13 protein-coding genes and 1 pseudogene are annotated in these 13,056 nt (G+C 75.0%); 8 read left to right on the forward strand and 6 right to left on the reverse strand.

The annotated features are described in order from the left end of the window. Window positions 1–100: 100 nt before the first annotated feature. The 3 genes from ABZY91_RS26055 to ABZY91_RS26065 are packed head-to-tail and all read left to right on the forward strand — an operon-like array spanning window position 101 to window position 2,807. On the forward strand, window positions 101–1,093 hold the full coding sequence (locus tag ABZY91_RS26055; protein WP_355405461.1) for a pseudouridine-5'-phosphate glycosidase: 993 nt from the start codon (window positions 101–103) through the stop codon (window positions 1,091–1,093). After that, a complete protein-coding gene (locus ABZY91_RS26060; protein ID WP_355405462.1) occupies window positions 1,090–1,776 on the forward strand; it encodes an HAD family hydrolase in 687 nt (228 codons plus the stop codon). Before ABZY91_RS26055 ends, ABZY91_RS26060 begins: the two co-directional genes overlap by 4 nt. Next, on the forward strand, window positions 1,776–2,807 hold the full coding sequence (locus ABZY91_RS26065) for a DUF6081 family protein (protein WP_355405463.1): 1,032 nt from the start codon (window positions 1,776–1,778) through the stop codon (window positions 2,805–2,807). Before ABZY91_RS26060 ends, ABZY91_RS26065 begins: the two co-directional genes overlap by 1 nt. 239 nt (window positions 2,808–3,046) lie before the next feature. On the opposite strand, the gene ABZY91_RS26070 is transcribed toward ABZY91_RS26065, so the two are convergent. Together ABZY91_RS26070 and ABZY91_RS26075 are read right to left on the reverse strand one after the other, a co-directional pair. After that, a complete protein-coding gene (locus ABZY91_RS26070) occupies window positions 3,047–4,150 on the reverse strand; it encodes a hydrolase (RefSeq protein WP_355405464.1) in 1,104 nt (367 codons plus the stop codon). A 153-nt stretch (window positions 4,151–4,303) separates the two neighbouring features. Next, complete coding sequence (locus ABZY91_RS26075) at window positions 4,304–5,815, reverse strand: MFS transporter (RefSeq protein ID WP_355405465.1); 1,512 nt, start codon at window positions 5,813–5,815, stop codon at window positions 4,304–4,306. A 79-nt stretch (window positions 5,816–5,894) separates the two neighbouring features. On the opposite strand from ABZY91_RS26075, the gene ABZY91_RS26080 reads away from it, so the two are divergent. From ABZY91_RS26080 to ABZY91_RS26090, 3 genes are all read left to right on the forward strand, one after another. Continuing rightward, window positions 5,895–6,386 carry a MarR family winged helix-turn-helix transcriptional regulator gene (locus ABZY91_RS26080; RefSeq protein ID WP_329885105.1) on the forward strand — a complete coding sequence of 164 codons (492 nt, stop codon included), beginning with the start codon at window positions 5,895–5,897 and terminating at the stop codon, window positions 6,384–6,386. 105 nt (window positions 6,387–6,491) lie between these two features. After that, window positions 6,492–7,454, forward strand: coding sequence for an SDR family NAD(P)-dependent oxidoreductase (locus ABZY91_RS26085; RefSeq protein WP_355405466.1), 963 nt, complete (start codon window positions 6,492–6,494; stop codon window positions 7,452–7,454). Between the two features lie 60 nt (window positions 7,455–7,514). After that, window positions 7,515–7,967 carry a nuclear transport factor 2 family protein gene (locus ABZY91_RS26090; protein ID WP_329949474.1) on the forward strand — a complete coding sequence of 151 codons (453 nt, stop codon included), beginning with the start codon at window positions 7,515–7,517 and terminating at the stop codon, window positions 7,965–7,967. 176 nt (window positions 7,968–8,143) lie between these two features. On the opposite strand, the gene ABZY91_RS26095 is transcribed toward ABZY91_RS26090, so the two are convergent. The 3 genes from ABZY91_RS26095 to ABZY91_RS26105 form a co-directional block, all read right to left on the reverse strand. Further along, a complete protein-coding gene (locus ABZY91_RS26095) occupies window positions 8,144–9,091 on the reverse strand; it encodes a 3-hydroxyacyl-CoA dehydrogenase NAD-binding domain-containing protein (protein ID WP_355405467.1) in 948 nt (315 codons plus the stop codon). Next, window positions 9,088–9,900 carry an AfsR/SARP family transcriptional regulator gene (locus tag ABZY91_RS26100; protein ID WP_355405468.1) on the reverse strand — a complete coding sequence of 271 codons (813 nt, stop codon included), beginning with the start codon at window positions 9,898–9,900 and terminating at the stop codon, window positions 9,088–9,090. The genes ABZY91_RS26095 and ABZY91_RS26100 overlap by 4 nt, the downstream gene beginning before the upstream one ends. 119 nt (window positions 9,901–10,019) lie before the next feature. Next, a complete protein-coding gene (locus ABZY91_RS26105; RefSeq protein ID WP_329949476.1) occupies window positions 10,020–10,625 on the reverse strand; it encodes a response regulator transcription factor in 606 nt (201 codons plus the stop codon). 153 nt (window positions 10,626–10,778) lie between these two features. Between ABZY91_RS26105 and ABZY91_RS26110 the strand changes: the two genes are divergently transcribed. Further along, window positions 10,779–11,771: a beta-ketoacyl-ACP synthase 3 gene (locus ABZY91_RS26110; protein WP_329885111.1), complete on the forward strand. Its 993-nt coding sequence runs from the start codon at window positions 10,779–10,781 to the stop codon at window positions 11,769–11,771. Next, window positions 11,768–12,256: a flavin reductase family protein gene (locus ABZY91_RS26115; RefSeq protein WP_329885112.1), complete on the forward strand. Its 489-nt coding sequence runs from the start codon at window positions 11,768–11,770 to the stop codon at window positions 12,254–12,256. Before ABZY91_RS26110 ends, ABZY91_RS26115 begins: the two co-directional genes overlap by 4 nt. On the opposite strand, the pseudogene carB reads toward ABZY91_RS26115, so the two are convergent. Continuing rightward, a pseudogene (carB, locus tag ABZY91_RS26120) lies at window positions 12,220–13,056 on the reverse strand (carbamoyl phosphate synthase large subunit); the annotation flags it as partial. The gene ABZY91_RS26115 and the pseudogene carB overlap by 37 nt on opposite strands.

Raw genomic sequence — 13,056 nt, forward strand, 5'->3', positions numbered from 1 at the left:
CGGTCGAACCGCCGTCTCCACGCCCGCTCGACCACTGCTCCAGCCGCCCCGGACAGGCTGCCCGAGCCCATGATGACCAGCCCCTGTCCGGAAGGAGGCGATGGCCGTGGACCAGCTCCTTGCCATCACCGAGGAAGTCGGCACCGCACTGGCCGAGCGGCGGCCGGTGGTCGCGCTCGAATCGTCGCTCGTCACCCACGCACCGTCCGTCGACGCCGCCCTCGCCATCGAGAAGGCCGTCCGGGACGGCGGCGCCGTGCCCGCCACCATCGGCATCCTGGACGGCCGGCTGCTCGTCGGCCTCGACGCCGACCAGATCGAACGGCTGCGCACCACCGCCGGCGTGCCCAAGGTCAGCGCCCGCGACATCGGCCCGGTGCTGGCCGGCGGCGGCCCCGGCGCCACCACCGTGGCCGGCACCATCGTCATCGCCGAGCGGGCCGGCATCCCGGTGTTCGCCACCGCCGGGATCGGCGGCGTCCACCGCCGCGCGCAGCAGACCTTCGACATCTCGCCGGACCTCCTCCAGTTCACCCGCACCCGGATCACCGTGGTCTGCGGCGGAGCCAAGAGCATCCTGGACGCCCGGCTCACCGCCGAGTACCTGGAGACGGCCGGCGTCCCGGTGCTCGGCCACGGCACCGACCGGCTGCCCGGCTTCTACGCGCGGGCCACCGAGGTCCCGGTCCGCCGGGTGGACGACGTCCGCCAGGCCGCCCGCGCCGTCCTGGCGCACTGGGAGGTCAACGGCGGCGGCACGGTCCTGCTCACCACCCCGGTGGCCGAGGAGGACGCGTTGGACGCCGAGGTGATCGAGACCGCCATCGTGCGGGCGCTCGCCGAGGCGGACGCGGCCGGGGTCACCGGAAACGCCGTCAGCCCCTTCCTGATGAAGGCCGTCTCCCGGGTCACCGAGGGACGCACCGCGAAGGCCGGCCGGTCCCTGCTGCTGAGCACCGCGCGGCTGGCCGGCGAGCTGTCGGTCGCCCTGTCGGCCCTGGCCGGGAACGAGCAGCAGGCGGGCACGCGGGTGGCCGCGCAGCACGCCGGCGCGCGGCCCGCGGACGAGCAGGCGGCGGGGGAGTGGCGGTGACGGCCGGCGTCCTGTTCGATCTCGACGGCACCCTCGCCGACACCCCGCAGGCCATCGCCACGCTGCTCACCGCCGTCCTCGCCGAACGCGGCGTGCACCCCGGCGCGGACGCCGTGCGCGCGACCGTCGGCCTGCCGCTGGAACCGAGCCTGGCCCGGCTGCTCGGCCGGCCGGCCGGTGGCCCGGAGGTGGCCGCCGCCGCCGCCGACTACCAGCGGCGCTTCCGTGCGCACCTGACGGCCACCGGCGCGGCCCTGCGCTACCCGGGGGTGGCGACCGGGCTGCGCCGGCTCGCCGGGGCGGGGCTGCGGCTCGCGGTGGCCACCTCCAAGCCACGCGGGGCGGCCGAGAAGATCCTCGCCCTGATGGGCGTCGCCGACGCGTTCGCCGTGGTCGCCGGCCACGACAGCGTCGAGCACGGCAAGCCGCACCCGGCGATGGCCCGGTACGCGGCCGACCGGCTCGGCCTGTCCGCCGAGTCCTGCGTGGTGGTCGGCGACGGCGTCGCCGACGTGGGCATGGCGCGTGCCGCCGGGATGCGCGTCATCGGCGTCTCGTACGGCGCGGCCACCGCCGCCGAGCTGACCGCCGCGGGCGCGGAGCGGGTCGTCGACTCCTTCCCCGAGGTCGTCGACCTCCTGCTCGCCCCGGCACCACCGACCGACCGACCCGAGGAGCCGTGATGAACCCGCCCGCCCGCACCCCCGCCACCCCCGCCGAAACCGCCGTCCCCGCCGAGGCCGCCGAGCTCTGGCGGGACGACTTCCGCGACGGCCTCTCCGCCACCGGGCCGGACGCCCGCTGGCGGTACGTCCAGGCCACGGCCGAGCTGATCGCCGACGACGCCGACGCCACCGTCACCGGGGACGGCCTGCGCCTGGTCTCCAGGGGCCGCAACGCGGCGACCGGCGAGCCGGCCTTCACCCGGACGGTGCCCAGCGAGCGCGGACAGGCCGGGGTGGTGCCCGGATTCGCCGACCACGCCAAGTGGATCGCCTACGTCAACCGCACCGCGGCCTCCGGCTTCCAGGGCTTCGAGGCCGAACCGGGCCGGGTGCTCTCCGTCTCCGCCACCGTCTCCGGCCGCACCTACGGCACCGCGGGCCACCCGTTCGGCGACGCGGTCCGCGACCCCGAGGACGACCTGCGGCTGGGCGGCGCCATGCTGAACACCATCGACCCGGAGACCTCGGTCGCCTTCGACTTCATCCTGACCAACCGCCGGCTCTACGCCTTCTACGGCCGGACCAACTTCGCCCGCCGCCACCTCGGCCCGTACGGCTCCTTCGCCTGCACCGTGCCGTTGCTGGACCGGACCCCGGACGACCGCCACCGGGTGCGGATCTCCTACGACCGGGGCGCAGGCGTGGTGCGCTGGCTGCTGGAGGACGAGGAGGTGCTGCGGGTCGACCGGATCGGTCTGCCGCTCGGCCGGGAGACGCTCACCCTCGACGAGGGCGGCGAGCTGACGGTGGTCGAACCGCGGCAGCTCAGCTTCGGGATGGGTCTGCTCAGCCTGCTGGACGGCTCCTGGCCGACCGGGCGCGGCCTGGTCCGCCTCTCCCGGGCGACCACCTACTTCCGCCCCGACGCGGGCGAGCCGCACGAGCAGACCTTCGTCGACGAGGAGAGCCGGGAGAGCAGCCGGCTCTTCGGCCAGGGCGCCGAACTGACGATCGGCGGGTACACCGTCACCGACGGGCCCGCCGGCTGACCCGGCCCGGCCGGAGTGCCGGAGGGGGCTGCGGGCGGATGCCCACAGCCCCCTCGCGGCGTTCCGTCTGCGGCACTGCGGCACTGCGGCACTGCGGCACTGCGTCGTCCCGCGTCCCGCGTCCGGTGTCGGGCAACCGGGTGGGCGGTCGCCCGACCACCGGTTGCCCGACCACCCCGTGAGGCGCGGCGACCCGCCGGTCCGCGGTACCCGCAGGCCCGCCGGGTCCGCCGGGTCCGTCAGCTCGCCGCGTACGTGACGAGCTCCGCCGTCGCGAAGCGGTGGGCGGCCGGCTCCCACTGGAGGACGGCGTGGGTGGCGCCGGTGGTGGCGTCCCGCCAGAACCGCTGGAACGGCGCGTCCTCCTGCAGCGCACCGGTCCCGGCGGTCCGGGCCAGCCCGTTGACCGCGGCCAGCAGCAGCTCCACGGCGGCCGCCTGGTCGCGCTGCGCGCGGGCCCCGCTCCACTCGTCCCGGGCGCCCCGGTCGGCGTCCTCGGCGGCCCGGGCCAGCAGCAGCGCGGCCGCGTCGGTCTCGGCGGCGGCCCGGGCGAGCGCGGACTCGGCGGCGGCCGAGGGCTTCCGGCGGGCCGCGGCGGCGGACCAGGCGGACAGCGCCCCTCGCACCGCCCCCAGCACGGGCCCGGCGAAGGTCAGCCCGCTGACGTCGCGCAGCGGCACGGTGAGGGGGGCGGGCGCCTCGCCCGCCGGGCGCCCGGTCAGCAGCTCGGCGTGCCCGAAGGTGTGTCCGACGGGCACGTGCACCGGATCCAGGACCAGCGTGTGGCTGCCCGTCCCGCGCATGCCGACGGTCCGCCAGGTCTCCTCGACCCGGTAGGCGGAGCGGGGCACCAGCAGGAAGCGCGGCTGCCGGTCGTCCGGCGCGCCGTCGGGCACCGGGACCGAACAGGCGAGCAGGGCGGCGTCGGAGGAGTCCACGCCGCTGACGTAGGACCAGCGGCCGGAGAGCCGCCAGCCGCCGTCCTCAAGGACGGCAGTCCCGGCAGGCACCAGCGCGCCGGCCACCAGGGTGTCCGGGCCGTCCGCCCAGAGCGCGCGCCGGCCCTCCTCGGGCAGGAACCCGGCCATCCTGCCGAGGGTCGAGGCGATCGACGCGCACCAGGCGGCGGACGGGTCGTGCCGGGCGAGTGCGGCGACGGCGTCGAGGCAGGTGCCGAAGCCGCCCTCGTCGCCACCCCACCGGGCGGGGACGAAGTGCCGGGCGAACCCGGCCTCCCGGACGGCCTCGACGACCTCGGACCCGAGCCGGTACTCGCGTTCGGCCCGGTCCGCGTGCGCCGAGGCCGCCCGGCACACCTCGGTCAGATCGGAATGCTCCTTCACGGCGGCTTCCCTCCGGTGGGACGGTGGAGAACGGTGGAGAAGCGCAGCCTCGCGGCGTCCGGTCGAGGCCGGCTGGACCGCCGGTCGGGCGGTCGGCGGGTCGACAGATCGACAGACAGGGAGCGGGGTTCGGGTGGCCGGGGGTTCGGGCGGTCAGGTCCGGGTGGCCTCCGCGTCGGCGCCGTCCGGCCGGCCCGGCCGCGTCGTCGAGGCCTGCGGCTGGGGCTGCTGCTGCGGGGGCCGGGCGGCCATGAAGACCAGACGGCCGCCGGGCAGGATCATCGCGGCGGGGGCGGCCAGCAGGTAGAGCCCGACGACGACCAGCAGGCCGGTGGCGGCGGAGCGGATCGGCGGGTGGCCGTCGTCCAGCAGGCCGAAGTAAACGGTGCCGAGCAGCGCCACCCCGGAGGCGGTGCCGATCTGGATGGCCGTGTTGACCAGTCCGGCCGCAGCGCCCACGTGATGGCCCGGGGTCTTCGCGAGGACGGTGGCGATCAGCACGCCCGAGGCCATCGACATGCCGACGCCGCCGATCAGCAGGCCCGGGATCAGCTGCCAGGAGTGCAGTCCGGTCCCGTAGCGGACCACCGCGAGCGTGGTGAGGCCCATGCCCAGGGCGAGCACCACGCACCCGACCACCGCGAGCGGACGGCCGAGCTGGCGCAGCCTGGTGGCGAAGGGCGAGAAGAGGCCGACGCCGACGGCGGCCGGGACCATGGTCAGCGCGGTGTGCAGGGGGGTGAAACCGACGGTGCTCTGCAGATGGACCGTCAGGATCACCGGGTAGGCGGCGCCCGCGAAGAACAGCACGGCGACGGAGAGCCCGCCGAGGGCGGCCCGCTGGCGCAGCAGTGCCGGGTCGATCAGCGCGGTGTGGCCCCGGGCGACGACCGTCCGTTCGTAGCGGCCGAAGAGCCAGAGCAGCACCGGGCAGGCCGCCATGACGGCGAAGGTCCACCACGGCCAGTCCAGGGTGCGGCCCTCGACCAGCGGGTAGAGCAGGGCGAGCACCGCGACGCCGGCGATGGCCAGGCCGCGGGCGTCGATGGTGGAGGCGTGCTCGGAGCGGGAGTCCCGGCAGAGCAGCACGGTGCCGATCAGCGCGGCGATGCCGACGGGCACGTTGACGAAGAAGATCGGCCGCCAGGTGAGGCCGAACAGGTCGGCGTCGAGCAGCAGGCCGCCGAGCAGCGGGGCGCCGACGCCGCCGATCGAGAAGGTCAGGCCGTAGACGGTGGCGGCGCGCTGCTGCTCGCCGGGCGGGAACTCGACCCGGAGCATGGCGAGCACCTGGGGCACCATCAGGGCGGCGGAGGCCCCCTGGAGGATCCGGACGGTGACCAGCATCTCGGGGTTGACGGAGAGTCCGGTGAGCAGCGAGGTGAGGGTGAAGGTGATCAGCCCGGCCTGGAAGACCTTCAGCCGGCCGTAGCGGTCGCCGAGCCGGGAGGCGGTGATCATGCCGGAGGCGAAGGCGATGGTGTAGCCGGCCATGGCCCATTCGAGCTGGGTGGAGGAGGCGTCGAGCTCGCGGCGGAGCGTGGGTAAGGCGACCTGGAGGACCGTGCCGTCGATCAGGTCCATCACGGTGGCCGCCATGGTGACCACCAGGGCCGCCCAGCGACGTGGGCTGTACTGCGGGGATGCGGGCCGGGGCTCGGGCATGGAGCGCCCCTTCCGGTACTGTGTGAGAAGCCGACAGGAGACTTTGCTTTGAAAGCAAAGCTATGGGGAGGGGTGGAGGATGTCAACGGAACAGGTGTCCGACGCCTCGTCCGCGCACGGGCTCAGCACCGACGAGGCGATCCGCGCGATGCTGCTCCTCATGCCGCGCGTGGCGGCACGGCTCAAGCGCACGCCCGTGCCCGACCGGCTCCAGTCGATGAACCTGGCGCCCCGTCACCTGTCGATGCTGTCCTACCTGCTCTTCGACGGGCCGATGCCGGTGAACCAGCTCGCGGCGCGCCTGGAGGTCGCCCCCACCACGGTGAGCCTGATGGTCAGTGACCTCACCCGGCAGGGAGTCGTCGAACGGCTGGCCGACCCGGCCGACCGCCGTCGCACCATCGTCAGCATCACCGAGGAGCCCGCCACCCGCGAGGCCATCGAGCGCTGGCTCGCCAACGGGGCCGACGCCTGGCGCAGGGCGTTCGAGCCGCTCGCCCCCGAGGACCGGGCGCTGTTCGTCCGCACCATCGAGGCCTACGAGAACGGCGCCTCCCGCCCCCGCCCGTAGGTCCGGCACCGGCGGCCGAGTCCCGCTGGAGCGTTCTTCGAGCCCCGCACGCTCTGCTGGTCGCCGGGGCGGCACACCGCCGCCCACGGACCGCAGGGAGGCGGCATGCCGAGGAAAGTACTGGTCACCGGGGCCACCGGGACGGTCGGGAGCCATCTGGTGCGCCGTCTGCTGAAGGACGGCGCGGAGGTCCGTGCCCTCGTCCGGGAGCCGGAGCGGGCCGCGGCCCTGCTGCCGGCCGGGGTGCACCTCGCCCCGGGGGACCTCACCGACCCGGCGGCGGTCCGCGCCGCGCTCGTCGGGGTCGAGCGGGCCTTCGTCCTGCTGGCCGACGACGCCGGCGCCGCGGTCGCCGAGGCGCTGCGCGACGTGCCCGGAGGCGGTCCGGAGCACCTCGTCCTGCTCTCCGCGGCGGCTCCCGCCGCCCCTGCGGCCCCCGCCGCGCAGGCTGCCGAGGCGCAGGAGGACCCGACACAGGACGCCCCGACGCAGGACGCCCCGGTGCCGGACGCCCCGGTGCCGGACAACCCGCTGTTCCGCAAGCACCGGCAGGGCGAGGCCGCGCTCGCGGTCACCGGCCGGCCGGTCACCGTGCTGCGGCCGGGCCCGTTCGCCTCGCTCACGCGGCAGTGGATCCCCGCCGTGCGCGGCGCGGGGGTGATCGGCGCCGTCCACCCGGACCTCGCGCTTCCGGTGGTCGACCCGCGGGACATCGCCGACGTCGCCGCCGCCGTCCTCGCGGGCCCCGCCCCCGCCCCCGGACCGCTGGTCCTCTCCGGCCCGCAGGCCCTGGACACCCACGGACGGGTGCGGATCCTCGCGGAGGTGACCGGCCGTCCGCTGACCGTCCGCAGGCTGAGCGCCGAGGCCTGGGTGCGACTGGCCGGCGACCGGCTGCCCGAGGCCTACGCCCGCGCGCTGCTCGGCGTCGAGGAGTACCTGCGCCGGGTGCCGCCGCCGCTGACGGGCACCGTCCAGGAGTACACGGGCCGCCCGGCCCGGCCGTTCCGCGCCTGGGTCGAGGACCACGCGGCCGAGTTCCTCCAGACCGTCTCCAGGACGGGTTGAGCCCGCCCGGCGAGGGTGGCCGGGACCTTCCACGAACCGTTCCTACCGAGGAGGAAGCTGGTGGAGACCACCACCCCCGTGGCGAATCCGGCCCGTACCGGGCTCTACGCCGAGGTGCAACTGTTCTACGCCCGCCAGATGCAGCACCTGGACGCGGTGCGGGCCGAGCCGTTCGCGGCGACCTTCGCGGCGGACGGCGTGTTCGACCACTCGCCGGACGCACCCGCCGTCCGCGGCCGGGCGGCGATCGCCGCCGAGGTGCGCTCCTACAACGATCGCCGGTTCGCCCAGGACCCGGTCCGGCGCCGGCACTGGTTCAACATGCTCGACGTCCGCGAGCAGCCCGACGGCAGCGTGCACACCGAGTTCTACGCCCTCGTCGTGACGACCCGGCCCGGGCAGTTCCAGCCGGTCATCGCGCCGAGCTGTGTCGTCCGCGACGTCCTGGTCCGTGAGGACGGTGAACTGCGCACCCTGGAACGGCGGGTGACCCAGGACCACGCCTCGTTCTGATCCGGGCACCCGGGCCGGGCCCACGGGCAGGGCACACGGGCAGGGCTCCCGGCCGTCACGGCCGGGAGCCCCGTCGTCACTCGGTCCGTCCGCCCCCGGGGCGTCGCCCCGGGCCGGTGCCGACGGTCGGCGCTCCCTCCCGCCTCCCGTTCGGCACCGGCGTGCGGCGCGCGTCCTCAGTCCTCGCGTGCCCGGGCCGCCGCCGCGATGACCGCGTTCTGCCCGCGGTCGCGCCGGGCGGCCAGCTCCTCGTACGGCACCGCCCCGAACGACGCGTCGGCCTGCGCCAGGATGGTGTCGACGGTCTCCCGGTCCACCGGCGGCGAGCCGAGCAGCGACCAACTGCGCTCCAGGCCGCTGCCCAGGTGCTCCAGCCAGTGCCGCAGGCCGCCGGGCCCGCCGCCCAGGTGGAAGGCGTGGAACGGGCCCACCACGGCCCACCGGGAGCCGATCGAGGCGGTCACGACCTCGTCCAGCTCGTCCACCGTCACCACGCCCTCGCGCACCAGGTGGATGCTCTCCCGCAGCAGGGCCGACTGCAGCCGGTTCGCCACGAAGCCCGGCACCGCGCGGCGCAGCACGACCGGTGTCTTGCCCAGCCACCGGTAGAACTCCACCGCGGCCCCGACGGTCGAGGGATCGGTGTCGCGGCCGGCCACCACCTCGACCAGCGGCACGATGTGCGGGGGGTTGAACGGGTGGCCGACCAGGACCCGGCCGGGGGTGTCGAGCCCGGCGCCCAGGTCGTCCGGCAGCAGGGTCGAGGTGGAGGAGAGCAGCAGGGCGTCCGGTGCTGCCGCCGCCGCGACCTCGGCGAACAGCCGCTGCTTGAGCGGGAGGTCCTCCGGGGCGTTCTCCTGCACCACGTCGACGCCTGCCACCGCGCCGGCGAGGTCGGGGGCGAAGACCAGCCGGGCCGCCAGCTCGTCGGGGTCGGCCGGTCCGTCGGGCAGGGAGGCCGCGTACAGCGGCAGCGCCGCCGTGACGTGGGCGCGGGCGTCGGCGCGGGTGCTGCTGATCCGCACCTCCAGCCCGCGTGCGGCGAACAGGGCGATCCAGCCCAGCGCGATCGTGCCGGTGCCGATCACCGCCGCGCTGCGGTAGGTCGTCGGACGTGCGGTCACCGCGCCACCTCCAGGGCGAATTCGGGCAGTTCCGGGTGGGCCGGCTCGGGGGAGCCGCCGAGGACCAGCTGGTGCAGCCGCTGCACCCGGCGGGAGGGCTCGACCCCCAGTTCGCCGACCAGCGCGCCGCGCAGCCGCTGGTACGTCTCCAGGGCCCGCCAGGTGTGGCCGGAGCGGTAGTAGGCGACCATCAGCTGGGCGGAGAAGTTCTCGTGCAACGGGTGACGGGCCGTCAGCATCCGGAGTTCGCCGAGGATCTCGGCGTGCCGTCCGAGCCTCAGGTCCGCCTCCACGCGCAGTTCCATCGCCCGGGTGCGGGCCTCGTCCATGCCCAGGACCTCGGTCTCCAGTACGGGCCCGACCGGGACGTCGGCCAGCGCCGGGCCGCGCCAGAGCCGCAGCGCCCGGCCGAGCGCGTCGGCGGCCCGGTGGGCGTCCCCGGCGTCGAGGGCCGCGCTGCCCTCGGCGGTCAGCCGGTGGAAGGTCCGTAGGTCGGAGTCGTGCACGGCGCCGGTCAGCTGGTAGCCGCCGAGCCGGGTGGCGAGCACCTCCTTGGCCGTCTGCGGCGTGCCGGCCGGCAGCGCGGCCGCGATCCGCCGGCGGAGCTGGAGGACGTAGGTCTGTAACGTCGTCTGGGCGCTCCTCGGTATTCGGGCCCCCCAGGCCTCCTCCATCAGTGTGGGGACCTGGACCAGCCGGCCCGCCCGAAGTGCGAGCAGTGCGAGCAATTGTCGCGGCTTTCCGGCACTCGGCACGATGAAGTTTCCGTCGATTCGTATTTCCAGCGGCCCCAGAACACTGATGTCCATACGTGCGCCTCCATGGAAATCTCGGTTTCCTCGAGTGTGGCACGAGGAACTGAGGGAGCCCTAGTGATGATCTCACGGGCGGTCTGTGAATTTCTCATACCGGGACCGTGCACGCACCGTCAGATCATGCCCGATTCCCGGGCAATCCGGACGGCGTCGACCCGGTTGCGGGCGTCCAGCTTCTGGACGACCGCGGTCAGGTAGTTGCGGACCGTTCCCACCGACAGGTGGAGCTGGCGCGCGATCTGCCGGACGTCGTCGCCCTCGGCGGCCAGCCGCAGGACCTCGACCTCGCGCGGGGTGAGCAGCCCGTCCACCGGAGTGGAGAAGCTCAGCGCGAGCTGCGGATCGACGACCCGCTCGCCGGTCATCGTCCGGCGGACCGCGGCGAACAGCTCGCTCGGCGGTGCGTCCTTCAGGAGCAGCCCCGTGCCCGGCAGTGCGAGCGCCCGCCGCAACACGGTCGGATGGCTCAGGCTGGTGAGCAGCAGCACCCGGCAGTCGGGTACGTACGACCGCAGCTGCGCGGCGGCGGTGAGGCCGTCCTGCCCCGGCAGGTTGATGTCCAGGATCGCCAGGTCGGGCCGGACCTCCAGCGCGGCCGGCACCACGGCGTCGCCGCTGCCGACCTCGGCGACCACCTTGACGTCAGGTTCGAGTTCGAGCAGCGCCACCAGTGCGCCGCGTACCATCCGTACATCTTCGGCGATGAGCAGCCGGATCACCGAGTCCCCCTTTCCCCGTTCGCAGCCGTCCCTCGGTGTGACGGTGCGTCAGGTGAATTGTAGGGCCGCCCAGCGAGCCTCAAGGGCTTTTCCAGTGTCGATTGTGAGGATCGCCTCGCCCGCATCGTGGACGCGAAATGGAGAACCGAAGTGGTGAACGCGAGGAAACGCCCAATACGCGTCGCCGGCACGGGGCACAGCGGAATACAGGGGGTCGGTGGCTACCGGCCCCGCCGCCGCGTCGACAATGCCGAGCTCTGCCGGAGCATCGACTCCACCCCCGAGTGGATCGAGACCCGCAGCGGAATTCGCCGGCGCGGATTCGCGGGCCCCGACGAGACGCTGCCGGTGATGGCCGTCGCGGCCGCCCGGCAGGCCCTCGACCGGGCCGGGGCGCGCCCCGCCGATCTCGACCTCGTCCTGGTGGCGAGCATGTCCAACCTGGTCCAGACCCCGGCGCTGGCCGCCGTGGTGGCCCACCGGCTGGGCGCCGGCGGCGCCGCCGCGTTCGACCTGTCGGCGGCCTGCGCAGGCTTCTGCCACGCCCTCGCGGTGGCCTCCGACACGGTACGGACCGGCGGCGCCCGGCGGGTGCTGGTGATCGGGGCGGAGCGGATGACCGACATCGTCGAGCCGACCGACCGCACGAGCGCCCTGCTCTTCGCGGACGGCGCCGGCGCCGTCGTGGTCGGCGCGGCCCGTCACCCCGGCATCGGCCCGGTGGTCCGGCGCTCCGACGGCGCGTACGCCGACGCCCTGCGGATGACCGCGCCGTGGGCCGGTGACGAACGGCCCTGGATGCGGATGGACGGCCGCCGGGTGTTCCGCTGGGCGATGGAGGAGGTGGCGCCGGCCGCGCTGGCGGCCCTCGACGCGGCCGGCCAGTCGGTCGCGGACCTCGGCGCCTTCGTCCCGCACCAGGCCAACCTCCGGATGACCGAGTTGATGGTCGAGCGCCTCGGCCTGACCGCCGCGACCACCGTCGCCCGCGACGTCGTCGAGACCGGCAACACCTCCGCCGCCTCGATCCCGCTCGCGCTGGAGGCACTGCTCGGCGAGGGCACGGCGGCGAGCGGGGACACCGCGCTGCTGGTCGGCTTCGGGGCCGGACTCAACTACGCGGCGCAGACGGTGGTGCTGCCGTGACCGGCCGGACGGTGACCCGCGACGACCTCCGCGCCGCGATGGCCCGGACCGCCGCCGGCGTGGTGGTGGTGACGACCCGGGGGAGCGACGGCGCCCCGCAGGGCCTCACCGCGACCTCGTTCTGCTCGGTCTCGCTGGAACCGGCCCTGATCCTGGTCTGCGTGGCCGAGACGGCCGGTGCCTACAAGGCGCTCGCCGGCTGCGAGGAGTTCGCGGTGAGCGTGCTCCGCCGGGAGCAGTCCGCCGTGGCGACCCGGTTCGCCACCCGCGGGGCCGAGAAGTTCCGCGCGGCGGACACCGAGCCGACGCCCCGGGACCTGCCGGCCGTGGCCGACGCCCTCTGCCAGCTCGACTGCGCGGTGTACGACCGGCACCCCGCCGGCGACCACCTGATCCTGGTCGGCGAGGTCACCGCCGTCCGGCTCGCGGACGGCGGTGACCCGCTGGTCTACGCGGACCGGTCGTACCGGACGCTCAGTTCCTGAAGCGGGGTCACCGTCATGGCGGTCGCCGACTGGAGGGCCTCGATCGCCAGCACGGCGGCGCCCATGGCCTGCACGGTGGTCAGGCAGGGCACCGAGCGGGCGACGGCGGCGGTGCGGATCTCGTAGCCGTCGAGGCGGCCGCCGGTGCCGTACGGCGTGTTGACGACGAGGTCGATCTCGCCGTCGTGGATCAGCCGGACGACGGTCCGCTCGCCGTTCGGGCCCTCGCCCTCGCTGTGCTTGCGCACCACGGTGGCGGGGATCCCGGCACGCTGGAGCACCTCGGCGGTGCCGGCGGTGGCGAGGATCTCGAAGCCCAGGCTGGCCAGCGCCCGGGCCGGGAAGACCAGGTTGCGCTTGTCCCGGTTGGCGACCGAGATGAAGACCTTCCCCTTGGTGGGGAGGGCGCCGTAGGCGCCGGTCTGGGATTTGGCGTAGGCGGTGCCGAAGACCTTGTCGATGCCCATGACCTCGCCGGTGGAGCGCATCTCCGGACCGAGGACGGTGTCGACGCCGCGGCCGTGGACGTCACGGAACCGGCTCCAGGGCATCACCGCCTCCTTGACCGCGATCGGCGCGTCCGCGGGCAGCGTGCCCCCGTCGCCCTCCGCCGGGAGCAGCCCCTCGGCGCGCAGTTCGGCGACGGTGGCGCCCAGGGAGATGCGGGCGGCGGCCTTGGCGAGCGGGACGGCCGTGGCCTTGGAAGTGAACGGCACGGTGCGCGAGGCGCGGGGGTTGGCCTCCAGGACGTAGAGGATGTCGCCGGACAGGGCGAACTGGATGTTGATCAGTCCGCGGAC

Source organism: Kitasatospora sp. NPDC002965, assembly GCF_040611255.1.
Lineage (GTDB): Bacteria > Actinomycetota > Actinomycetes > Streptomycetales > Streptomycetaceae > Kitasatospora.

Excerpts from the sequence above, each read along its gene's own strand:
- ABZY91_RS26080 (WP_329885105.1), top strand. The coding sequence starts at position 5,895 with ATGTCAACGGAACAGGTGTCCGACGCCTCGTCCGCGCACGGGCTCAGC.
- ABZY91_RS26100 (WP_355405468.1), bottom strand. The coding sequence starts at position 9,900 with ATGGACATCAGTGTTCTGGGGCCGCTGGAAATACGAATCGACGGAAAC.
- ABZY91_RS26075 (WP_355405465.1), bottom strand. The coding sequence starts at position 5,815 with ATGCCCGAGCCCCGGCCCGCATCCCCGCAGTACAGCCCACGTCGCTGG.
- ABZY91_RS26055 (WP_355405461.1), top strand. The coding sequence starts at position 101 with ATGGCCGTGGACCAGCTCCTTGCCATCACCGAGGAAGTCGGCACCGCA.
- ABZY91_RS26085 (WP_355405466.1), top strand. The coding sequence starts at position 6,492 with ATGCCGAGGAAAGTACTGGTCACCGGGGCCACCGGGACGGTCGGGAGC.
- ABZY91_RS26065 (WP_355405463.1), top strand. The coding sequence starts at position 1,776 with ATGAACCCGCCCGCCCGCACCCCCGCCACCCCCGCCGAAACCGCCGTC.